General features: G+C 60.8%; 15 protein-coding genes. 8 read left to right on the plus strand and 7 right to left on the minus strand.

All coding sequences use genetic code 11. The features are described 5' to 3' along the window. The 4 genes from WKF55_14330 to WKF55_14345 all read left to right on the plus strand — a co-directional run. Window positions 1–463, plus strand: a 463-nt coding sequence (locus WKF55_14330) for a hypothetical protein (protein MEJ7760758.1), incomplete at its 5' end; no start/stop codon positions are given. Then, on the plus strand, window positions 460–1,743 hold the full coding sequence (locus WKF55_14335) for an MFS transporter (GenBank protein ID MEJ7760759.1): 1,284 nt from the start codon (window positions 460–462) through the stop codon (window positions 1,741–1,743). The genes WKF55_14330 and WKF55_14335, both read left to right, overlap by 4 nt. 141 nt (window positions 1,744–1,884) lie before the next feature. Next, window positions 1,885–3,273, plus strand: coding sequence for an MFS transporter (locus tag WKF55_14340; GenBank protein ID MEJ7760760.1), 1,389 nt, complete (start codon window positions 1,885–1,887; stop codon window positions 3,271–3,273). A gap of 35 nt (window positions 3,274–3,308) precedes the next feature. After that, a complete protein-coding gene (locus tag WKF55_14345; protein MEJ7760761.1) occupies window positions 3,309–5,174 on the plus strand; it encodes a PDZ domain-containing protein in 1,866 nt (621 codons plus the stop codon). A gap of 166 nt (window positions 5,175–5,340) precedes the next feature. On the opposite strand, the gene WKF55_14350 is transcribed toward WKF55_14345, so the two are convergent. Both WKF55_14350 and WKF55_14355 read right to left on the minus strand, forming a co-directional pair. After that, window positions 5,341–5,469, minus strand: coding sequence for a hypothetical protein (locus WKF55_14350; protein ID MEJ7760762.1), 129 nt, complete (start codon window positions 5,467–5,469; stop codon window positions 5,341–5,343). 710 nt (window positions 5,470–6,179) lie between these two features. After that, the gene (locus tag WKF55_14355; protein MEJ7760763.1) at window positions 6,180–7,412 is read right to left on the minus strand and encodes an acyltransferase; all 1,233 of its coding nucleotides are present in this window, start codon (window positions 7,410–7,412) and stop codon (window positions 6,180–6,182) included. 54 nt (window positions 7,413–7,466) lie between these two features. Between WKF55_14355 and WKF55_14360 the strand changes: the two genes are divergently transcribed. The 3 genes from WKF55_14360 to WKF55_14370 are packed head-to-tail and all read left to right on the plus strand — an operon-like array spanning window position 7,467 to window position 13,065. Next, the gene (locus WKF55_14360; GenBank protein ID MEJ7760764.1) at window positions 7,467–9,020 is read left to right on the plus strand and encodes an SLC13 family permease; all 1,554 of its coding nucleotides are present in this window, start codon (window positions 7,467–7,469) and stop codon (window positions 9,018–9,020) included. 2 nt (window positions 9,021–9,022) lie between these two features. After that, entirely contained in the window at window positions 9,023–10,261 is a 1,239-nt protein-coding gene (locus WKF55_14365; GenBank protein MEJ7760765.1) for an MFS transporter, read from the plus strand. 23 nt (window positions 10,262–10,284) lie between these two features. Beyond that, entirely contained in the window at window positions 10,285–13,065 is a 2,781-nt protein-coding gene (locus WKF55_14370) for a UPF0182 family protein (protein MEJ7760766.1), read from the plus strand. Here the strand turns inward: WKF55_14370 and WKF55_14375 are convergent. Further along, window positions 13,048–13,836 (minus strand): glycerophosphodiester phosphodiesterase, encoded by a 789-nt coding sequence (locus tag WKF55_14375; GenBank protein ID MEJ7760767.1) that lies wholly within the window; start codon window positions 13,834–13,836, stop codon window positions 13,048–13,050. The two genes, WKF55_14370 and WKF55_14375, sit on opposite strands and share 18 nt — an antisense overlap. A 122-nt stretch (window positions 13,837–13,958) precedes the next feature. Further along, on the minus strand, window positions 13,959–16,661 hold the full coding sequence (locus WKF55_14380; GenBank protein MEJ7760768.1) for a TonB-dependent receptor: 2,703 nt from the start codon (window positions 16,659–16,661) through the stop codon (window positions 13,959–13,961). 190 nt (window positions 16,662–16,851) lie between these two features. Here WKF55_14380 and WKF55_14385 point away from each other — a divergent pair, with 190 nt between their 5' ends. Then, window positions 16,852–18,126: a hypothetical protein gene (locus tag WKF55_14385; GenBank protein MEJ7760769.1), complete on the plus strand. Its 1,275-nt coding sequence runs from the start codon at window positions 16,852–16,854 to the stop codon at window positions 18,124–18,126. Window positions 18,127–18,181: 55 nt separating this feature from the next. Here WKF55_14385 and nagB read toward each other — a convergent pair whose 3' ends face one another. From nagB to WKF55_14400, 3 genes are all read right to left on the minus strand, one after another. Then, the gene (gene nagB, locus WKF55_14390; protein ID MEJ7760770.1) at window positions 18,182–20,107 is read right to left on the minus strand and encodes a glucosamine-6-phosphate deaminase; all 1,926 of its coding nucleotides are present in this window, start codon (window positions 20,105–20,107) and stop codon (window positions 18,182–18,184) included. Next, window positions 20,104–21,237, minus strand: coding sequence for a serine hydrolase (locus WKF55_14395; GenBank protein MEJ7760771.1), 1,134 nt, complete (start codon window positions 21,235–21,237; stop codon window positions 20,104–20,106). Before WKF55_14395 ends, nagB begins: the two co-directional genes overlap by 4 nt. Window positions 21,238–21,434: 197 nt before the next feature. After that, a complete protein-coding gene (locus WKF55_14400) occupies window positions 21,435–23,300 on the minus strand; it encodes a glycoside hydrolase family 3 N-terminal domain-containing protein (protein MEJ7760772.1) in 1,866 nt (621 codons plus the stop codon). Between the last annotated feature and the right edge of the window lie 75 nt (window positions 23,301–23,375).

Raw genomic sequence — 23,375 nt, forward strand, 5'->3', positions numbered from 1 at the left:
GGCGCGGGAGGCGTGCGATGTAGGCGCGGCATTCGTGGTTTCGCCCGGATTCAACCAGGGTGTGGTCGAGTACTGCCTAGGCGTTGACGTACCGGTTTATCCGGGGGTATGCACGCCGACCGAGATCGGTGCAGCGCTGGAAAAGAACTTGAGCGTACTCAAGTTTTTTCCCGCCGAGGCGATCGGGGGCATACCGTTGCTGCGCGCTATATCGGGGCCGTTCAGGGAAGTCAGGTTTATGCCGACGGGAGGGATCACTGCCGCTAACGTGAGCCAGTACCTGGCGCTCGATAATGTCGTGGCGTGCGGTGGATCGTGGATGGCACCGGCTGACTGGATTGCGGGAGGCCTCTTCGAGCGCATTACGGCTGCGGTTGGGGAGGCGGTGAAAATCGCCGGCAAACGCGGGGCCGCCTCTGCGATCGCCGGAGCAGAGCACGGCGGCGGCAGGGTGCGCCGATGACTGCGGCGCCGGATGTCACGCAGGACACCACAGTGACGGCAAGATACCGCTGGACGATTTGCTCGCTGCTTTTCTTCGCCACCACGATCAACTATGTCGACAGACAGGTACTCGGCATTCTCGCTCCGACACTGCAGAGCGAGCTTGGCTGGTCCGAGGTTGACTACGCGGCCATCGTATCCTGGTTTACGCTCGCATATGCGCTGGGCTATGTCGGTGCCGGACGATTGTTCGACCGCATCGGGGTGCGACTCGGCTTTGCTGTCTCGGTTACCGTATGGAGCATAGCGGCGATGGCGCACGCGCTCGCGAGCACGGCCGGAGGCTTCGGCGCCGCTCGATTTGCCCTGGGGCTCGGAGAATCCGGAAATTTCCCCGCGTCGATCAAGGCGATTGCCGCCTGGTTTCCGGTAAGGGAACGCGCCTTCGCGATGGGGATCGTCAACGCAGGAACCAACATCGGCGCGTTGGTCACGCCGATCGTTGTGCCAGTGATCGCACTGACCTGGGGATGGCGGGCGGCGTTCGTTGTCACGGGCGCAATGGGATTTGTCTGGCTGATTTTCTGGCTGCTGATGTACCGCTCGCCGGCTGGCGACGCGAGCGGAGAGACGATTGCCGCGGATGGAACCCGGTCCCAGGCGTCGGTGCCGTGGTCGCAGGTTCTGCGTCATCGGCAGGCATGGGCGTTCATTATGGGGAAGCTGCTGACTGACCCGGTGTGGTGGTTCTATCTGTTCTGGCTGCCGAAGTTTCTCGATGTCCGTTTTGATGTGAAGCTGGCGAAGGTGGCGGCGCCGCTGATCGCGATTTACCTGCTTGCCGATGTCGGTTCGGTGGGTGGCGGGTGGATTTCCGGGGCTTTCATGCGCCGGGGTTGGAGTTTGAACAAGGCGCGGAAGACGACGATGCTCATCGCAGCTCTCGCGATCGTGCCGACCATGTTTGCACCCGCTGCGCCGACTCTGTGGGCAACTGTTGCGGTTGTCGGTCTGGCGGCGGCGGCTCACCAGTGGTGGTCGACCAATCTCTTCACGCTTCCGAGTGACATGTTTCCGCAACGTGCGATCGGCACTGTTGTTGGAATTGGCGGGTTCGCGGGTGCGGCAAGTGGATTTTTCTTTCAGCGGGCCACCGGCGCCGTGCTTCAGGCAAACGGCAACAACTACACACCCGTCTTTCTGTTCTGCGGTCTTGCGTATGTCACGGCGCTGCTGGTGATCCATCTGCTGGTGCCGCGCATGGCTCCTGCGACCGTGTCTGAACCCGGGCCGCGCTGATCTTCTCGCGGACCCGCGCGACCATGTAGCAGGCGCGCGTACAACGCATGAACTGATTCATTCGTTCGGAGGCGGGGGTGGTCGCGGTGCGTCCGGGGGTATACTGGCGCCACCTCGACCTGCGGCTTCAATTTGCAGTCGATGATTGAACCCGATAGTTCGTCACCCCTGCTTCAAAGACTCGGCTTGCATCGCCGGGAGCTTCGCGCCTGGGCAATGTACGACTGGGCGACGTCCGCGGCGCAAACGACCATCGCCGTTGCAGTGTTTCCGATCTATTTCATCGCGGTTGCCGGCGCTGGGCGTCCCGAGGTCCAGGCTCTCTCCTATTGGTCGATTGCCAGCACGATCGCGCTGATAATCGCCACGGTGATTTCTCCGATACTCGGTACGATTTCGGATTACGCGGCGGTAAAGAAGCGCATGCTGGGTTTCTTCATGGGGGTCGGCGTGACCGCCTGCACTCTCATGTATCTGATACAGCGCGGCGACCTGCTGCTCGCCGCAGTCCTGTTCATCATGGCGAACCTCGGCATGCAAGGCAGTTACGTATTCTATGAAGCGCTGCTGCCGCATGTCGCCAGGGAACACGAACGGGACCGAGCTTCGACCGCGGCGTACGCGATTGGCTATCTCGGCGGGGGGATTCTCCTTGCGCTCAACCTGGCGTGGATCTCAAAACCGGAGATAATCGGACTTTCGGACGCAGCCGACAAGCTGTCGCCAGCGGGGACGTTACCCGTGCGACTCGCGTTTCTGTCCGTCGCGGTGTGGTGGTTCCTGTTCTCGATTCCGCTGCTCCGGTATGTGAAAGAACCGCCAATACGACTCGACGAAAACGAGAGCGGAGGCAGAAATCCCGTTGTCGTCGCGTTTGTAAGGCTCTCCGAAACGTTTCGTGAACTGCGGAAGTACCGGCAGACATTTCTGTTTCTGCTTGCCTATCTGATTTACAGCGACGGCATCGGCACCATCATCCGAAATGCGTCGGTCTATGGAACCGAGCTCGGTATCCCGCGCAACAGTCTGATCCTGGCGATTCTCATCGTCCAGTTCGCTGGCGTGCCTTTCTCGTTTGCATTCGGCATGCTTGCCGGCCGTATCGGCGCGAAGCGGTCGATATTCCTGGGGCTGCTCGTGTACGCGGGAATCAGCGTCCTTGGATATCTCATGCGTACGGCGACGCACTTCTACATTCTGGCTGCCCTTGTAGGCATGGTTCAGGGCGGGACACAGGCACTGAGTCGTTCGCTTTTCGCGAGCATCATTCCGGCCTACAAGTCGGGAGAGTTTTTTGGGTTCTTCAGCGTGTTCAGCCGGTTTGCGGGCATTTTTGGACAGATTCTTTTCTCGATCATCATCGCGTCAACCGGCACTATGCGGCCGGCAATTCTCGCCGTGATCGGCTTCTTCGTGGTTGGCGCAGCGCTGCTCTATTTCGTGGATGTCGACGAGGGCCAGCGTGTCGCCCGGGAAGCGGAAGCGATGGCTCGAGTAGCATCCGGCGGCGAACCTGTTCCCGCTTCCTGAAGGGATAGCTATGCAGACCTGCTGCAACTTCTGACATGCATGCGATTTCACGAACCATTCTGACGCTCGCCGCGGGCGTGTCGATACCGGGCGTCGCCGCCGGGCAGTCTGCGCGCGGCAGCGCCCCGGTGGTCTATGAGATTGCGTTTCCAAACGCAGTCCATCACGAGGCGCAGGTGAAGGTCAGCTTCGCTAACGTGCCGAACGGTCCGCTCGAGCTCCGCATGAGCCGAAGCTCGCCGGGCAGATACGCACTGCACGAGTTTGCAAAGAACGTGTACGGCGTGAGGGCGCTCGATTCCAAGGGCCGGGAGTTGATGGTGTCGCGTCCCAATCCGCACCAATGGAACGTGAGCGGACACGACGGGACCGTTGTCGTTACTTACACGCTGTTTGGAGATCGAGCCGACGGCACCTACGCCGCGATCGACCTCACGCACGCGCATCTCAACATGCCGGCAACCTTCATGTGGGCGCGTGGAATGCAGTCGCGCCCGATAACAGTCGTGTTTCGCCCGCTTCGGGCGGACTGGAAGGTGGCTACGCAGCTTGCCCCGACGCGTGACCCATTTACGTTCACTGCCCCCGGTTTGCAGTACTTCATGGACAGTCCGACGGAGGTGAGTGCCCACGATGTGCGAAGCTGGGCTATGCAGAGCGGTGGCCGGACGCAGACGATCCGGTTCGCATTGCACCATGAAGGCACGGCGGCTCAGCTCGACAGTTTCGTCGTGAATGTCAAAAAAGTTGTCGCCGAGCAGGAAGCGATGTGGGGCGAGCTGCCACGGTATGACAATGGCACATACACCTTTATCGCCGACTATCTGCCGTATGCGTCGGGCGACGGCATGGAGCACCGCAACTCCACAATCCTTACCAGCACGAGACCGCTTTCAACCGGCGCGGCCGGAAATCTTGGTACGGTGTCGCATGAGTTCTTCCATTCGTGGAACGTCGAACGCATCCGCCCGAAGAGTCTCGAGCCATTCGATTTCGAAGAAGCGAACATGTCGGGCGAGTTGTGGCTGGCAGAGGGATTTACCAGTTACTACGACGATCTGTTCATCCGGCGGGCGGGGCTGATGGATGTCGCCGGGTACGCTCAGTCACTCACCGGTAATGTGAATGCCGTGGTTAACGCGCCTGGCCGCAGATTTTTTTCTCCGGTCGGGATGAGCCAGCAGGCTCCCTTTGTCGACGCTGCCGCTTCGATCGATCCACAGAACAAGACCAACACTTTCATCTCGTACTACACGTACGGCGCAGCGCTCGGGCTCGCGCTTGATCTGGAGATTCGATCGAAATTTCCGGGCCGGTCGCTCGACGATTTCATGCGTCGGATGTGGATCAAGTACGGGAAAACCGAGCGGGCGTATACGCTTGACGACGTTCGACGAACGCTGGGCGAAGCAGTGGGGAATCCCGCGTACGGGGATGATGTTTTTCGGCGATACATCATGGGCAGCGACCTGCCACGTTACGAATCTTTGCTCGCTGCGGCCGGGATGTCACTGCGGCGCGCAAAGCCAGGCGCGGCGTGGATAGGAGATCTGGGGTTGCGGGTGCAGGACACCGGTATTGTGGTCGGTGCATCGGTGTTGCTGGGAACACCGGCTTATGTCGCTGGAATTGCGCAGGGTGATCGGATTGTTTCCATTGGTGGGAGGACAATTACGGCGGCAGGGGACGTGGATACAGCCGTCGCCGCGACTAGGCCTGGCGGTCGGCTTGCCATAGTGATCGCGGGGCGCGGCGGCCGGCGCGAGATTCAGGTAGCGGCAACAGAGAATCCGCGAATGGAGATCGTGCCGTACGAGGTGGCGGGGTTGCGTGTAACCGCGCAGATGAAGCGTTTCAGGAACGCCTGGATGGGTTCCAGGACAGAGTTGCGGCGGAAGTAGGAGGGAAGGCATACCCGGCGGAGGGGGTCTGAGCCAGCGAGCGGCCGCACGACGCTGCATGCGGCCGCACGGGCGGTGGTGAACGTGTTGTGGTGTTGGTTGCCGGCACCCCCTAGCCCACTCTGTTGGGGTTGCCCGAACGCTCCTGTTGAGCGTGGTTAACCGGTCATTCAGGGTTGGCTTCCGGCGGGCTCGCTTTCTTCGGAATGGTGCGGATATAGCCAACCAACGTGCCAAGCGCCATTGCTGGTGTTCCGTAGATAGCAATGTCATATAGTGGCCCGATGGTGAACATACAGTCCTCGCAGTCTCGGTCAGCTGTACGATATGAGACGAATCCCGCCACGGCCCCCAAGAGGGCCCCGACACCCATGTGCAGCGCGATGATATCCGACCGCGATCGAGTTCTCTTTGTCCGGTCCCTGACGGTGGTGCCCAGTCGGAGAGGCCCCGGCGCAAACGGCGCTGCCGCGTGTGCTTCAGCCAGTCTTCCTGTGTGAGCGAAGCCATCTGAGACTCTTTGCGCGGGCAGTTCTGCGGACACCAGTAGTAGCGTCGCCGAATTCGCGGCCAGGCAAGCTACAATCCGGTTCCTCGTTGCGCGTTTCATTTGCGTTCCCTCCCTCCTTCGCTCATGGCGGATCGGTCACGCACGTCGGGCACCCTTCCGGCGGCTCGGTGAAGTTGTGGCTACATTCTCGCCTGTGCGGGCGTCCGTGCAGAAATAAACCATCGACATGCCGCCACGGCCAAGCTCTCGCTGCACATGATAGTGTTCAGCAAGGATGCCTGGAGCTATGCGGCGACGACGAGCGACTGGACGGTAACCAGCCAGGGTTGCGCCCGTCATGGTGGCTCAAGCCGTGGATCCCGTCAACAGCCTTGCCCTCCCGCCAATGTCACCGTCGAGCAGAAACAATTGAAAGCCATATTACGGCGCCCCCGGCAACGGGCGCAACGGTTCGCTTACCGGCAAACCGCGAGCGTGCGAGGCGACTCACACCGTCATTGCGCCACCGGGATCTGGACGGGCTGCTCTTTCCGGGAATTGCCATCGAACACGAAATAACGCTTCAGGCCCAGGAACCGCTTCTCGAACAAATGCCACGTCAGCAAGGCACAGACGACGGTGGCCGCCAGCAATGTGGTCGTGTAGGCGATCAATGCAAGCAGCGAATTCCCGATGAAGGTCTCGAACCGAGCGCCCGTTACGCCGCTCGATCCGAGAACTATCAGCAGCGGAACATGAATCACATACATCCCGTAGCTGTATCGTCCGAAAAATGCCAGCGGCTTCGACTCGAGCACTGCGCTTATCAGTCGCGGCGGCCGCAGAACAGCCACCACCAGCAGCGAGCCATAAAACATGTCAATCGCGGTGAGACCAAAGCTCCGAAGAATCGGATTCGCGATCGCGAAATGTCCTGAGTCGGCGTAGCTGAAGCCGATTACCGCCAGAGCAACAAGAGCAACGGGAAGCGCGATTCTTCGGGCTGGGTCGAGGCCTCGGGTGCCGCGGGACATCAGAGCTACTGCCGCGCCGACAACGAGGCCATCGAGACGCATGGGAGTCGCCCAGAAAACGCTCCGCGGGGGCCCGTCCATGACGAGCAGCCACGAAATCCGCATGGCCAGTGCCAGCACAGCTAGACCGCCGCACAGCTGGAACGCGCGACGTCTCGAGAGCAGCAGAATTGCTATGGGCCATACGAGGTAGAACTGTTCCTCGATCGCCAGGCTCCACAGGTGCCCCGTGAACTGGCCGATCAGACCGCGCAGCCGATGAAAGTTCTGCAGATAGAGCCAGAACCAGGCCTGATCGGAAAATGGAATCTTCAGGCGCGCCGCAACCGGCGAAGAGAGGAATTGCGGAACGACGAAGATCGCCGCAAGCGCCGCGTAATAAAGCGGCACGATGCGCAGCGCGCGACGCATGTAGAAGGTGCGGAAGTAACTTTTCGCGCCCTTCGCATCAGTAAGAATGCCGGTGATCAGAAATCCGGACAACACGAAAAACAGATCGACGCCGGTCCACCCGAAGCTCAGGAACCGAAGCGCGCCTCTTGTGGCGAAGTCAGCCGTGTCGCTGAACGGCGCCGTGAAGTGATACAGCATCACCATTACCACCGCGCATCCCCTCAGCCCGTCGAGTGACGCGATGCGGGACGGGACGCCCGTGCCGCCGGTCACCTCGAGCTCAGCGAACGATGATAAGCACGCGACCAATATGACAGACACGTCGGCCTTCCGCTCGCTTGACCAGCCTGTCCGGGCCGTTTAACGTGCCGCGTCATGAAAGGAGACGAAACAGCACCCGGGTCCGCCTCGTCGACAACGCCGCGGCCACCGGAAATATTCGATAGCTCCGAAACCGAATCGGTTAGCCGGACGCGTGCGATCATCGGCGCGGTCGCAGCTCCCGCTGTCTTTCTCCTCGTGCTCCTTCTGCCACTGCCCTCGCTGAGCCCGGAGGCACACCGCCTTGCGGCAATAATGGCCGCGATCGTGGTACTGTGGGTGACAGAAGCGCTGCCGATGCCGGTCACGGCCATCATGGGGGCTGCAGCGTGCGTACTACTGCGCGTCGCGCCGGCGAAGGAAGTGTTCGCGCCATTTGCGGACCCCTTGATGTTTCTCTTCATCGGGTCGTTCATCCTTGCCCGCGCAATCACACTGCACGGCCTCGATCGCCGCCTCGCTTTTGGCGTCCTGTCGATGCGCTGGGTCGGAGCCAGCCCGTCGCGCATCCTCTTCGCCTTTGGCGCTGTCACAGCATTCATCTCGGCATGGATATCCAACACCGCCACTACAGCGATGATGTTCGCAATCGGCATGGCGATTCTCACGTTCATGTCCCAGTCCGAACGTGCCGAAGGCCGCCGATTGCATCCGCAGTACGCGACAGCCCTCATGCTGATGACATCGTTTGCGGCTTCAGTGGGCGGGCTGGCGACGCCCATCGGGACGCCGCCGAATGTCATCGGACTTGGATTCATGCGACGGCTGGTAGGCGTGGAGTTCCCGTTCTTCAAGTGGATGATGATCGGCGTTCCAATCGTCGTCGTGCTTTTTTCCTTCCTGTTCTTCTACCTGAATCGCACGTCACGGGGTGTCTCGATGAACCTCACCGGCAGCGCCGAAATGCTCCGCCGCGAAAGCGCCACACAGGGGCAGTGGTCGCGCAGTGAGGTTTCGACGGTAATCGCATTCGCTACAACCGTGGCATTGTGGATACTGCCGGGAATCATCGCCATTGTGTTCGGTGACACCAGTGCTCAGTTCAAGGCCATCACCGCGCGCGTGCCGGAAGGCGTTGCGGCGATAATCGGTGCGTCGCTGTTGTTCATCCTCCCCGGCGATCAGAAAGGGCATGCGATGGAGTGGCGCGAAGCCACAAAAATAGACTGGGGCATTGTGCTTCTATATGGTGGAGGTTTTGCTCTCGGAGTTCTTTCCTTCCAGACCGGATTGGCCGAGACGATGGGGCGGGGGATCATCTCCTTCCTTCCGGCCAGCACAGGGCTCGGACTTCTGATTGCATCGACCGTGATGTCGGTACTCGTTTCGGAAGTCACGTCGAACACGGCATCGGCAAACATGGTAGTGCCAGTGGTGATCTCGATCGCAGTCGCAGCCGGCGCCGACCCGCTCGAGCCCGCGCTCGGCGCGACACTCGGCGCAAGTCTCGGGTTCATGCTGCCTGTTTCGACCCCTTGCAATGCCATTGTTTACGGCTCGGGCTACATACCCATCGGCCGGATGATGCGTTACGGCATAGTACTCGACATCGCGGGCATCATCGTAATCGTGACGATGGTTCGGCTGCTGGTACCTCTCATCCGATAGCGATGGTCCTGAACTCCCGCCTCAATATATGGGGAAGCCTTCGCGGGCTGCCCCGCGACATCTGGATTATCGCTGCGGCTACGCTGATCAATCGAATCGGCACGATGGTGCTGCCGTTTCTTGTCCTTTATCTGACACGGGAGCTGGACTTCACGGTCGAGCGGGCAGGCTTTGTGCTGGCGGTTTATGGAGCCGGGGCGATCGTAGTTGCCCCGCTTGCGGGCAGGCTGTCCGATCGTATTGGCCCCCTGCCGATAATGCGTGCATCGCTGCTGCTTGCGGGTTCACTGCTGCTGATCTTCCCATTTCTGCGGAGTTTTCCAGCGGTCGTCGGACTCACTTTCGCGTGGGCGCTGGTTATTGAGTCTTTCCGCCCGGCGAATCTCGCGATCGTTGCCGACCTGGTCACGCCGGAGCAGCGAAAGCCGGCTTTCGCACTCACACGGCTTGCGATCAACCTGGGCATGAGTGTTGGACCAGCAGCCGCGGGTTTCATTGCAACACAATCGTTCTACTGGATTTTCATCGTCGATGCAGTCACCACGATAGCGGCTGGTGTGCTGTTGACAGTTGTGCCTCTCGATGCAGTGAACGCCGCGAGATCCAAAGCCGAGCGTGAACTTCACATATCGAGTGGAGCGAGTCTCCGACCGGCGGTTTTCGACGATCATCGGCTTTTGCTGTTCCTTGGCGCACTGTTCCTGACTGGCATGGTCTTCTTCCAGCATGAAGGCGCCCTGCCGCTCTTCCTCGTGGACGGACTCGGATTTTCGATCGCTTTTTATGGAACTCTGTTTACGATCAACACCGTCATGATTGTTTTCATCGAGGTGCCTCTCAACGCGGCGACGGCCGAGTGGCCACATCGCTGGGCGCTTTGCGCGGGCGCGTTTCTTTTCGCGGCGGGATCGGGGTTGCTGGCCTTTGCGACGTCCGCCGCAACGGTCGTCATTTCGATTGTCATCTGGACGTTCGGCGAAATGATGCTGTTTCCGCAGGCATCGGCATTCGTCGCCGAGATCGCTCCACCCGAGCGGCGCGGTGAATACATGGGCGCATATTCGCTGGCCTTCAGTCTGGCATTCGCTATCGCTCCCTGGGCGGGGGCAGTGGGCCTCACTCGCCTCGGCGCGCAAACCCTGTGGCTGGTGGTGTTTGCAGTGGGTATAGTGTCTGCGGCGATGATGCTGCGAGTGTCCACAGCACGTAATCCGCTATTATTATCGCGTTCGCTCGACTGAGCGAACGACTGTGACTTGTATTCATGTCGGCATCGACCCCCGGAGTTCGGATGCGCCGCCTTCGCCCGCTTTGGATCGTCGGACTAGCGTTTCTTTTCTTTACCGCAATCCCTACTGCCGTCCGGTTTCTCACTGACTGGTTCTGGTTCAAGGAAGTCGGCTTTGAAACGGTGTTCACCACGCAGCTCGTAACCAAGACGCTACTGTTTGTAGCAGCGGGCCTCGTCTCGTATCTGTTCCTTTCATTCAACGTGAAAATGGCGGGCCGGGGAGTGTCACGCGCGCCAGTGCTCTGGCGTGTGAGTCCAGATCTGCCGCCGGTCGACATTGCCTCGTCGCTGTCGCGGATTGCGGGTCCGGTGACCTTCGTGTTCGCGCTGCTTTTCGCACTGACGGCAACCGGCTACTGGATGGAAGTCCTCCAGTTTTTCCACAGGAGCGGCTTCGGCGTTGCCGACCCTGTATTTGGCCGGGATGTCGGCTCGTACGTCTTCGTTCTTCCCGTGCTCGCATCTCTTCTTGGCATGCTGCGGGGGATGATCATCGTTACCCTGATCATCGTTCTGGTGCTGCATGCATTACGCGGCCGTGTGACGCTTCCACCGCAGCGGGTGGGACTTGAATCACCTGCTGCCGGCCATGTCGCCGCACTGCTGGTGGGCTTCCTGGTTCTCACCGCGCTTCAGATCTGGCTGGTAAGAATACCCGAGCTGCTCTACTCCAATACAGGTCCTCTCGTTGGCGCCAGCTATTCGGACCTGAAAGCGCGTTACCCCGCATTGCATGTCATCGCGATTACCGCGCTCGTCGGCGCCGCACTGATTGTCTACGGCGCGGTTCGCCGAAAAATTGTCTGGTTTGCGTTTCTGGCTGCTGCGTCGTACGTGGTGGTGTCGTTCGTGGCCGGTGGGCTATATCCGTGGGCCGTCCAGCGGTTCATAGTTGCGCCCACCGAGCTCACGCGCGAAGCGCCGCAGCTCAGGAACCACATCCGTGCTACACGGACCGCATGGGGCCTCGACAGCGTAGAGGTCCGCGACCTCAGCGGTGACGCGCGCCTTAGTCTCCAGGACATCCGAGCCAACGCTGCCACCATCGAGAATGTCCGACTCTGGGATCGTGCACCACTTCTCAAGACGTTCGGGCAGCTTCAGGAAATCCGCACTTATTACGACTTCGTGTCTGTGGACGACGATCGCTACCTGATCAACGGGCGCTACCGGCAGGTGATGTTGTCCCCGAGAGAGCTCAATACCGAGTCGCTGCCGACACGCACTTTCATCAACCAGCATCTCACGTTCACACACGGCATGGGGCTGACGCTTGGCCCGGTGAACGAGGTGACAGTCGAAGGGCTGCCGGTGTTGTTCATCAAGGACCTGCCGCCGGTATCCAACGTTTCGCTCCAGGTGAAGCGGCCTCAGATATACTTTGGAGAACTCACCAGCGACCACGTATTCGTCAACACTCGGCAGGCGGAATTCGATTACCCGTCGGGCGAGGCAAACATATCCACCCGCTATAACGGAACCGGCGGTGTAAGGGTTGGGAACATTGTGAAGCGGGCACTGTTCGCGGTGCGGTTCGGTGCGCTGAACATTCTGCTGTCGGGCGATATCGGCGCGGACAGCCGGGTGCTGTACAACCGGACTGTATTGCGGCGCGCGCAGCTTGCGCTGCCGTTCCTGACATTCGACGATGATCCCTACATGGTGATCGCCGCGAACGGCGAGCTGAAGTGGATTCTTGACGCGTATACCTCTACGGACAGATATCCGTATTCGCAGACGCTGCAGGATGGCACCACCTACATGCGCAACAGCGTCAAGGTCGTTATCGACGCATACAATGGATCGATCGTCCCGTATATCGCCGACCCTCGCGATCCGCTGATGCGGACCTACTCGCGGATTTTTTCCGGGATAATGAAACCGATGACGGCGTTCCCCGCCGACCTGCGGCCGCATATCCGCTATCCGACCGATCTTTTCAGGGTGCAGACAGCGCTTTACGCAACGTTCCACATGGATGCGGCCGAGACTTTCTACCATCGTGAAGATCAGTGGCAGATTCCAAACGTGGGCGAGCGCCCGACCGACGGAAATCAGTTCATGCGTCACCTCGTAATGCGGCTCCCCGAGGAGCAGAACGCCGAATACATCTACATGGTGCCGTTCACGCCGAAGGGAAAGGACAACCTTGCGTCGTGGATGGTGGCTCGTAACGACGGAGCCAACTATGGCAAGCTGCGCGCGTACCGGTTTCCCAAGCAGAGCCTTGTTTATGGCCCGCGGCAGATCAACGCGCGTATCGATCAGGACACGGATATTTCGCGTGAGCTGACACTCTGGGATCAGGCTGGGTCGGAGGTCATTCGCGGTGAGCTGCTCGTGATTCCGATCGGGGAGGCGCTGATCTATGTGCTGCCGATCTACCTGCAGGCGGAAGGCGGACGCATACCTGAGCTGAAGCGGGTTGTCGTCGCGTATCAGAACAGGGTGGTGATGGCTGAAACACTGGAAGCGGGTCTTGGGCAGATGTTCGGCGGAAACGTGCCGCGACCGCGCGATGCGGAGACGCCCGGTGCTGTTGCCCCTCCCACCGCGGACAGTGCTCAGGCCCTGCCGCCGGCAGCAGGGCGACCTCCGACTGCAGCGCCGGACATGGCACTTCTTGGGGAGGCGAGAGGACACTACGACAGAGCGATCGCTGCACAGCGTGCAGGCGACTGGGCACTCTATGGCCGTGAGATCAAATCTCTGGGTGACGTGCTCTCGCGGCTGCGCTCAGGTACCACCAGGTAGGGTCGCGCGGGTTTTCAGCATCGCCGCCGGATCGTCGCTGATGATGCCGTTGACGCCGGCGGTCCACAGGTCGATCGCGACCGCCGGGTCGTTGATCGTCCACACATGTACCTGGCACCCGCGAAGCGGCGCAACTTTGGCGAGCCGGCGGACCGGAAGCGGCAGGCCGTTGTAACTCAACGGAATACACACGGCACTGAAGGGAAGTGACGTGACCCTCCGGTGAAGCAGAACGCCGGCCATCAGTTGCACAACTCCGGAGCGTCCTGCGCCCGTTGCGATGGACGATCCGCTGAACGGCCGCAGCGAGCGGGAGTCCAAGGCGTCGATGAGACAGCGTGAGCTGGCGTTTCGTGATTCAATCGCTTTGCGCACTGTGGGCGATGCAAGCGGATCCTTGATTTCGATCAAAAGCGGAAAGGCAGGAAAGGCGTCGAGAATTTCATCCAAGGAGGGAATGAGAACGCCGCTATCCTTGTAGGGAAATGACTTTCCAGCATCGTTGGTGAAGCGCGACCCTGCGTCCAGGGCGCGCAGCTGGGCAAACGTCATTCGCGCCACCTCACCTGAGCCAGACGTGGTTCGGCTCACTGTGGGATCGTGAAACACGACAGGGATTCCGTCCGCCGAAATCCGCACATCGAACTCGATCGCATCCGCCCCGGCAGCGACAGCCTGCCGAAATGATTCGAGGGTGTTCTCGGGAGCGAATGCCTTGTTGCCTCTGTGCCCAATCACGGGCCGGGCGGCTGGATCGAGAAGCGGGTTCATTGTCGTCGAAAGCTAAAAGGCCGCTAAGAAAAAAGGGGTACGCCAGATTCGGCGTGCCCCCCTTTTTCTGCAGTTCATCGGAATCCTTCAAATGCCACCCGCACGGCAGCGGGTAGAAGGTATCAGAATGTCACCTGCAATCTCGTCATGATCAGACGGCCGATTTCACCGCCGCCGACAAACTGGATGTGCTTTCTGTCCAGGAGGTTGGTTGCATTGAGTGAGAACAGTGCGCCTCTGAGGAACTCCGGCCGTACAGAGAAACCCGCATCCATCAGCGTGTAAGTCGGAATGGTGCCGTTGATGAACGAATACACCGGAAACTCGGCGACATACCGGCCGCGAACCTCTGCGCTGAGCGTGCTGGTGGGGCTCCGGTAGCGCGCCGTCAGCGATCCTTTCGACTTTGGAGCATTGAGCGAGATGTCCTGGACGCCGCCGCCGATCTCCTCGCGCGGGAAGAAATCCTTGTTGACCCACGAATAAGTGCCCTGCAGCGACACGCCACGGTCGAGCAGAAACTCGGCCGCAAGGTCACTGCCGTAAACGTTCAACTCACCGAAGTTGCGGTAGGTCACGATCACGTCGCTGCCGGTGGAGAGAGGGTTGTCGAAATTCACTACGCCAAGTGGAACGCCGACCGCCGCACCGGTGCCGCCGGAAACTCCGCCGAGGGCGCCCGAGACCGCGGTCGCGATCGTTGCCGCGGCCGGGCCAACTACCGGTGTGAGTCTTGGGATCAGAAACGCCCTCAGACTCGCGGCATCGAGAAAGACGTTCGGGGTTTCGACGATCAGAGGCCCGACGAAATTCCTTCTGTTCTCGTGCCAGACGTCGAGGCCGAGCTGGAGCCGCCCGCCGATGATTCCCTTGTAGCCGACTTCGAATGTGGTGTTGGTCGTCGGCTTGATCGGGTCCACGTCCCTGATGTCGCTGGGATCGACATCGTTGAACGTACCGTTGGCGGTGTTGAGAATGCGGAGCTTGGTGCCGACCTCGGCAGCGGTTGGCTGCAGTGAGCCGAGGAACTGGACCACCGCCGCGGGAATGCCGCCGGCGACCAGCGCGCCCGACGCCGCACCGACCGCGATCTTGTAGAGCGAGGCAGCGTTGGCGGGAATCTGACCTTGCGGGACGCCGCCGGGAACCGGGAATGCGCCTGCACGCATGAACAGCCCGCCCACGCCTCCGGTCGCCGCATCACGCTTGAACTTGAGACCGCCGTCACTCGGAACTCCGAGTGCCCGAACGCCGAACAACTGGGTTCCAGTCGTCGGAATGCGGCCCGCCGCAAGGTCGAGGAAGAGATTGAGGGTGCTTGGCGTCGAGAAGGCGCGATTGTACGTCGCCCTCAGGTTCTGATCCTCCGCGGGCTTGAATACCAGCGCAAGACGGGGCGAGAAAACAGCCTCATCGAGCCGGCTGTGCTTGTCGACCCGGGCAGCAGCGGTGACCTCGAATTTCGGTGACAGGCGGGAAACCGAATGCAGATACGCGCCGACCTCGCTGATGTCGTCGTCCTCCTCGTTGCGGCCGTTGATCGAGCCTTCGGTATCCGGCGTAGTATTCAGATAGTCGAAGCCATAAAGGAAGCTCTGGCGGAGCCCGAAGTCAGTCCCGTGCTGGACTTGTCCGACAATCTGCTTCGACTTGTCGATGATGGGATTGAGGGTGCGGAGCAGGAAGGTTTCTCCGGCGTCGCTGCTGTTGAGAAATACCTGCGCGAACAGCCGGTTGACCCGTCCGCGAAGCTGGTAGTTCTGCACTACCCAATCTTTTACCTGCGCGGGGCCAAGCCCTGTCGGCTCGACGCTGTTGGCCATGCTGCGACCGTAGGTGGCGATGATCTCGCTGGCCGGAGTCGGCCGGAAGTCGATGCGCGCTTCGCCACCCTGGCGTTTCAGATCGAAATCGCGCGGCGCTCGCTCGAGCGGGTCGATCGCAGGCGGACGCCACTCGTCCCCCTGGAAATAATCGTAGGAGACTTTGTAGCCGAACTTCGTATTGGGTGCTCCGGCATGGCGGAATCCACCCCTGAACAGACTGCGCTCGCCGCCGTCGACGGTTAGGGTGGTGCCTTGTGAGGAAAACGGCGACTTCGTGATGATGTGCATCACGCCGCCGGCAGTGTTCGGGCCGTAGAGCGCGGCACCCGGGCCAAGTACTATCTCGACTCGCTCGATGTCCTCGTTGGTGGTGGACTGGAGGTATGGAATGTTGACGCGGAGGGACGGTACGAACGCGAAGCGGTTGTCCGTGAGCGTGAGAAGCGCCCCCGAAAAAATGTTGTTGAATCCGCGCGTGACGATGTTTGCCTGCATCAGGCCACCGCGCGCGACATCCACCCCCGGCTGCGTGACGACGTGATCAGCGACGTTGATCGACGGCCGCTCGTTGATCTCCCGCTCGCCTACGACAGAGACCGACGCCGGTGCGTCGATGACCTTCTCAGGTGCCTTCGACGCAGTGATGGTGACCCCCTGAAGGAGTGACAGCGCCAGCGGCGTCAGCGTGAAGTTCGCGATAGCTGATGCGCCCGCGCCGACACTGACACCTTTTGCGTTGGCGGCGCGGTAGCCCGGCAATCGTGTAGTCAGGGTGTAGGTTCCGGAAGCGAGACCGGTAAGTCGGTATTCGCCATTTTCGGAGGTGACGGCCGTCGCGGCCTCGCTCAGGCCTGTAAGCGCAGCAACGGTAACTCCGCGTATTCCCGCGCCGGCCGCATCCACGACCCTGCCTTCGATCGATCCAGTCTGGCCCGACACCGGCAGCGCAAATCCCGCCAGTGTCACAGCGAACAACATGAGTATCCGTTTTGCGGACATTCGCTACCTCGGTCAGTGTGTTTGTCCGGCGATCCCTTTCCGGTGGGATGGTGGGGGCGCGCGAGTCTGTGCCGCCATAGCTAAGGTTGGTTACGGCCCCCGTCAAGACTGGATTCAGGCCCGGGAGCCACCCGTACTTGCCCCTTACAAACCCTCCGGCGAAGTTGATGTAAGCGGAGGGAGGTATCACATGACGACAATGACGGGCGTCGATGTAAACGCCACTGGTTACTCGACCGGCCCGATCGCGGAACCCGCGGTAACGTCTACTGTTGCCCCGGTCGAACGCCGCGAGCGGCTCATCTCCCTCGACGTTTTTCGGGGAATGACCATCGCCGGAATGCTCCTGGTCAACAATCCGGGCACCTGGAGCGCTATCTATCCGCCGCTGGAACATGCGAAGTGGCACGGGTGGACGCCTACCGACCTGATCTTTCCATTCTTTCTCTTCATCGTCGGCATCACTACGCACATTTCGCTCAACATTCGGCGGGAGCGGGGCGACACCGATGGGATACTCGTGCGGCAGGTTCTCAAGCGCGGGGGGATAATTTTCCTGCTGGGCCTGCTGATGTCGGCGTTTCCGTTCTATCAATGGGGGACGGTGCCGGGCATGACCGACCCATCGCTTCTCGAGCGCATCATCTACCGCTGGGAGCACGTGCGCATACTTGGCGTACTTCAGCGCATCGGTCTCGTTTATATCGCGGCTGCACTGCTCACACTTCGAACGACTCTCAAGCAGCAGGTAATCATCGTCGCCGGCCTGCTCTTCGGGTACTGGTTTGCGATGACGCTCATTCCGATACCCGGCAAGACCATCGGTGCACTGCTGCTCGACAAGCCCTCCGAAACTCTGGCGGCACATCTCGACCGCGCCATCCTGGGATTGAACCACATCTGGTCGGGAAGTGTGACCTACGATCCCGAAGGGCCGTTCTCCACTCTTCCGGCGATTGGCACCGCGATCCTCGGAGTGTTTGCGGGCCGGTGGATCGCGCAGCGCCGCCCATTGATCGAGCGGATCGCCGGACTCTTTGCCATTGGATGCATCGCGATTGTAGTCGGCCTGATGTGGAACTGGTCGTTCCCCATCAACAAGAATCTGTGGACGAGCTCCTATGTGCTGTTTACGGCCGGCATGGCTTGCGTGACGCTTGCAACAGCGATGTGGGTCATCGAGGAACACAACATCCGCTGGTGGACCAAACCCTTTGTCATTTATGGCGTCAACCCGATCGTGGCATTCGTCGGCTCGGGCGTTCTGGCGCGAATCATCTACACGTTGTGGAAGGTGCAGTACGAGGGGAAGCCGACTTCGATGCAGGCGGTGATGTTCAAGGAGGGGTTTGCAAGCTGGCTGGAGCCGAAGAATGCATCCCTTGCTTTTGCGATCACCACCGTGCTCTTCTGGTTTGCCGTGCTGGCGGTGATGTACCGGCGAAAGATCTTCCTCAAAGTCTAGCGCTGTCGACACCAGCGAATAGTCCCTCGCGCCAATTCTGACTGGCGCGTCGGGATTACATGGCTCTGGGCTTTGCCGGCCTCCTCGCGCCGGGAGCTCCAAGGGTGCTTGTGGGAACGATTTCGGCGGTCATCGGTGCTCCGTCGCGGCGCACCACATAGGCCTCCATTGCGAAGTACTCAGGTAAGCCGAGCCGGTCCACCTCGCCCGCGGTGTTCTTGTTGCGCTCCTCCACCCGCTGCCAGAATTCGCGCTCGTCCTGTCCTGGAAAGGGTGCCCGGTCTTTCTGGCTCTGATGTTTGAAGATCGCGAGAATCTTGTACCGCAGCTCGTCTTCCGACAACGGAACGAGCACATCCGCTTCGCGCACACCCCACTCCTGCCACGCTCCGCGATAGTACCAGACCTCAGGCTGCTCGCCCGAGTATTCCGCCAGCGCCTGCTGAACGGTCTCGAGGCACATGCGATGCGTCCCGTGCGGGTCCGACAGATCTCCCGCCACAAAGATCAGCGACGGCCGCTCTGCTTCGAGCAGCTCGAGGGTCACGCGAACGTCCTCCGGACCGATCGGATCCTTGCGCGTTTTCCCGGTCTGGTAGAACGGCAGGTTGAGGAACCGCGCCTGGTCGCGTGTCATCCCGAACGTCTCGATTCCTGATACCGCCTCAGCCTCGCGTATGCCACGCTTGATGGTCTGAACTTCAGGGATGTCGACCTGGCCGGGAAGCTTGGTTGCCAGAAACCGTTCAACAGTGTCGATCAGCTGACCAGTCGCCGAGTTGTTCGTGGAGAAGTCGCGATCGAAGCGCCTCAGAAAGTCGACGTACCGACGTACCTCATGATCGAATACGGCGATGTTGCCCGATGTCTGATAAGCGACGCAAATCTGGTTGTGGTTCTGGTGGAGCTTGTTGAGAATGCCGCCCATGGAGATCACGTCGTCGTCGGGATGCGGCGAGAAGACGACGATGTTTTCTCCGCAGGGAAGCTTGCTACGGCCGCGAATCTTCGAGATCAGCGCGTTGAAAACTTCACCATTCAACGGCCCCGCCGTCTGATACCGCGCGAGCAGCGAGCTGAGGTGATTGTCCCGGTAATCGAGGCTGTCGAGCTTGAGGATCGATTTTGTCGTCACCTCGCTGAGCCAGATCACCGCCGCCATTTCGAGGTCACGCGTCCACTCGACTTCACCGACAATCCAGGGGGTGCGCACACGCGTGAGCTCGGCGGCTGCGGGAAGGTCGACGTAGAAGACAGCGTTGGGGTGGTGTTGCAGATACGTTGCCGCCACGTCCGGGTCAGGGTGTCCTTCCACCGCGCGACGAATTATGGCCGACTTGTGCTCGCCTGTTGCAATGAGCGCGATCTCCCGCGCTTCCATGATCGTGGCGACGCCCATGGTAATCGCTTCGGTCGGCACATTGTCTTCGCCGAAAAAGTCCGCGGCCGCATCACGGCGGGTGATGGTGTCGAGTGCAATCGGACGGGTGCGCGATTCAATACCGGACCCCGGTTCGTTGAAGCCGATGTGCCCTGTCTTGCCGATGCCAAGAATCTGCAGATCGATTCCGCCCTGATCGCGGATCGCCGCCTCGTAGCGACTGGTCTCTGCAGCGAGTTCGTCACGCGGTGCGTCACCATGCGGGATATGGACATTCCCGGGCACTACGTTGATGTGATCGAACAGGTTCTCCCACATGTAGCGGTTGTAGCTGTGGATGCTGTCCGGCCGCATCGGATAATATTCGTCGAGATTGAAGGTCACGACGTCGGCAAAATCGAGCCCCTCTTCCCGGTGAAGTCTGATGAGCTCGCGATAAACGCCGATGGGAGTGCTACCTGTTGCCAGTCCCAGCACCGCATGCGAACCGGCGGCTCTTCGTTCAGTGATGATGTCGGCAATGCGGCGGGCGAGGCGCCGGGCGATTTCGTCGTATTCCGCGATTACTACCGAAACGCGTTCACGCACTTCGCGGCTCATCGGCGGGCGTCCCAGTCGATCAAAGGTGCATCGGTAATCGCGGACTGCGCCGCGTCGGCGACGGCACGACGCAAGGGCACATGCCGGCTGTTGTCGCGCCTCGGATTCACACGGTTGGTAAGAAGGATCACGAACAAGCCGCGTTCGGGATCAATCCAGATTGACGTACCGGTGAAACCCGTATGGCCGAAGCTGCGCGGAGAGAAGAACCGACCCGCACTCGAGCTGCCGGACGGAGTGTCCCATCCCAGAGCTCTGCTCGATTCGCGCGCCTGGGGCGACGTCCAGCGCGCAACAGTGGCGGCCTTCACGATGCGAACGCCGTTGTACTCGCCTCCGTTGAGCATCGTCTGTGCAAATACAGCCAGATCACGCGCGGTGGAAAATAGTCCAGCGTGTCCGGAAACGCCCCCCAGAGCCCAGGCGTTCTCGTCGTGGACCGATCCGCGCACGAGTCCTCCACGCGCGGAGTCAATTTCGGTGGGCGCTATGCGCGCGAGGAACGCCGTCGAGTCGGGGTTGAACATTGTGCTCGCCATTGCCAGCGGGCTGAACACCCGCTCTGCGAGAAAACGGTCGAGAGTAGTACCAGTGATTTTCTCGATCACCAGCTGCATGAGTATGAGGTCCCAGTCGCTGTATACCGTTTTCGTTCCCGGCGCGGATTTCAGGGGTCGCAGATTGATTTGCTGAAGATATTGTTCACGGCCCTTGAACTCCTTGTACAACGCAGCGAACGCCTCGAGACCACCCTTGTGGGTGATCAGCATTCGAACGGTTATGGCTGTCTTGTCAGAAGCGTTGAACTCCGGCAGATAGCTTGATACAGTCCGGTCCAGGTCGAGCATACCCTGTTCCTCGAGAATCATCGCTGCAGTGGTTGTCGCAATGACCTTGGTCAGCGACGCCATATCGTACACCGAATTTTCATCCACTCGCGGCGATGTCTGCGCAGTATCGAGGCGGCCATATCCTTTCATGTGCACAATGCGTCCGTGCCTTCCCACGGCAAGCGATGCTCCCGGCGCGGCGCCTTCGCGAAGGGCCACCGTCATGATGGAATCGAGCGTGCCAGTAAGGTCGTCACGCATTCCCGCCTCGTGTGGCTTTGCGTGTACCAGTGTCGTCACGGTAGGAGACCGGGCCGGAGCCGGTGGGAGTGGAGCTGACGGTGCGCAGCCGGTGATGAGCAAACCGAGCAATGCGACGGTGGACAAGTGCGTCGATCCGCCGCGAACCACGGATCGCCGCTTCGGGAACTCGTCACAATCCGGACTGGGAAAGACCATTCGACGGACAGCCCTGTTGCCCCGCCGGGGACAAGCGCTCATCGTGGCACCGCTGCTGGTGCAACACGTCGCGATACAGCGCGTTCGATGCCGGCGCCGGCGACAAAGTAGGGCGGGAGCGATATCGGCAATTTTCCGGCAATTGCTGTTTCTCCGAGCAACGCCGCCGCCGCTGCGCGCTGCGACACGGGCGCCCCGCCCCAGGCAAGCATGTAGGTCGGTACCGACGGAAACGCGCCGAGCAGATACGGACTTCCGAATGAAACCGCGATCACCGGCTTGCCGGCAGCGGAGAGTGATTCGATCAGCGCCGGCATGTCACCTTCAGTAGAGATCGACCCCTTGCCGTCCCGCGGTGACACGTATGCAGATACGATAATCAGATCCGCAGAATCGGCCTGCAGTCGCAGGTCCTCATATTGAGCGGCGGTTGTCCGCCCGTCGATTCCGACAGCGCTCAAAGCGTAACCGCCGCTCCTCAGCTGCTGGTTGAACACGCGCCCGGCTATCAGGTCGCTGGCGTCCGCGAAGGTAATCGACAGGACTCGTCGCGCTACGCGACTCATCGGGACGAGCGTCTTCGCGTCTTTCGCAAGGGTGATCGATCGCTCAGCAACATCTCTGGCGATCGCAGAGTTGGCGGGTATGTTGACGATGGTATCGATCGCGTTCAGGTCGACGAGCCGGCCCGTTCGAAGCCCTGCCTGCATCTTCGCGCGCAATATGCGCCGCACCGATTGATCGACCCGTGATTGCGTCACGCGGCCGGATGCAAGCGCCCCCATTATTGTCTCGATGGCGACGTGTACATCCCGCGGCATCAGGAGAATGTCGGCGCCGGCGTTCAGGGCGAGAATGAGGGGTTCGGTGGCGCCGTACCGGTTGGCAACACCGCCCATCGTCATCGCGTCAGTCACGAGCAGCCCGCGAAAGCTCATCTCAGTGCGCAGTATGTCGGTCATGATCTGCGGCGCCAGCGTCGCTGGCGGAGCGTCGGCGCCGAGCACTCCCGTCACAGCGATGTGCGCCGTCATTATCGCATCGATACCGCTGGTTATCGCGGCGCGGAAGGGCGGAAGATCGACTTTGTCGAGGTGTGCGCGATCAGCGAGAATTACCGGGAGCTCGATATGCGAGTCGACCCGTGTGTCTCCATGTCCAGGAAAGTGTTTACCGGTGGTCATCAGGCCCGATTCCCGGGCGCCCGCGATATAGGCGCCCGAGAGGCGCGACACGAGGGCCGGATCTTCACCGAACGACCGCGTGTTGATGATCGGGTTGACGGGATTGGCGTTGACGTCGAGCACCGGGCCGAACGTCATGTGGACCCCGACGGCACGCGCTTCGTTGCCAAGCACCCGGCCGAGCTGGCGGGCAAGGTGCTCGGAGCGCGTTGCGCCAAGCGCCATCACTGGCGGAAATACGGTCCCGCCGCCCTGCGGCAGCAATGACGGAAGTGCATACGACCCGCCCAGCCGCATGCCGGTGCCGTTCTCCATGTCGGAGGCAACGAGGAGGGGCACCGCGGCGAGGCGTTGCATGTGGTTCAGCTTGGCGGCGTAGCTGTGCGGCAGCCCCATCGACAGGATCAGGCCGCCGACTTTCTCCTTTTCAACCCAGTTTCGTACCTGTTCATACTCGGGCGATCCGACGGCCGCATACTCGCCGGGAACCCACGGCATGATGAGCTGCGCTACTCTCTCACGCGGTGATAGTCCGCGCAATGTCTGCTCGATCCACGCCGAGTCTGCGGTACCGAGCTTGACGAAGGCGCCGGGCTGCGGAGTGCCGGTGAGGCGGGTAATGCTGGCGTTTTGCGTCGATGGAGGCCGGCCCGTGACGGCCGGCGCGCACGCGCCAGTGGCGAGCAGCGAGAAGAGAAGCAGGCGACGATAGATATACAATTTTCGAGTCTCGTTGAGACGTTCTGCGAACGCTCCAGCCGTGCGTCGCGGCGCGGGTGAGAGAGCGAACGTACC

This window comes from Gemmatimonadaceae bacterium, assembly GCA_037721215.1.
GTDB lineage: Bacteria > Gemmatimonadota > Gemmatimonadetes > Gemmatimonadales > Gemmatimonadaceae > UBA4720.

Excerpts from the sequence above, each read along its gene's own strand:
- WKF55_14385 (MEJ7760769.1), top strand. The coding sequence starts at position 16,852 with ATGACGACAATGACGGGCGTCGATGTAAACGCCACTGGTTACTCGACC.
- WKF55_14375 (MEJ7760767.1), bottom strand. The coding sequence starts at position 13,836 with ATGAACCCGCTTCTCGATCCAGCCGCCCGGCCCGTGATTGGGCACAGA.
- nagB (MEJ7760770.1), bottom strand. The coding sequence starts at position 20,107 with ATGAGCCGCGAAGTGCGTGAACGCGTTTCGGTAGTAATCGCGGAATAC.
- WKF55_14370 (MEJ7760766.1), top strand. The coding sequence starts at position 10,285 with ATGTCGGCATCGACCCCCGGAGTTCGGATGCGCCGCCTTCGCCCGCTT.
- WKF55_14340 (MEJ7760760.1), top strand. The coding sequence starts at position 1,885 with ATGATTGAACCCGATAGTTCGTCACCCCTGCTTCAAAGACTCGGCTTG.
- WKF55_14360 (MEJ7760764.1), top strand. The coding sequence starts at position 7,467 with ATGAAAGGAGACGAAACAGCACCCGGGTCCGCCTCGTCGACAACGCCG.
- WKF55_14335 (MEJ7760759.1), top strand. The coding sequence starts at position 460 with ATGACTGCGGCGCCGGATGTCACGCAGGACACCACAGTGACGGCAAGA.
- WKF55_14345 (MEJ7760761.1), top strand. The coding sequence starts at position 3,309 with ATGCATGCGATTTCACGAACCATTCTGACGCTCGCCGCGGGCGTGTCG.
- WKF55_14380 (MEJ7760768.1), bottom strand. The coding sequence starts at position 16,661 with ATGTCCGCAAAACGGATACTCATGTTGTTCGCTGTGACACTGGCGGGA.
- WKF55_14365 (MEJ7760765.1), top strand. The coding sequence starts at position 9,023 with ATGGTCCTGAACTCCCGCCTCAATATATGGGGAAGCCTTCGCGGGCTG.
- WKF55_14350 (MEJ7760762.1), bottom strand. The coding sequence starts at position 5,469 with ATGTTCACCATCGGGCCACTATATGACATTGCTATCTACGGAACACCA.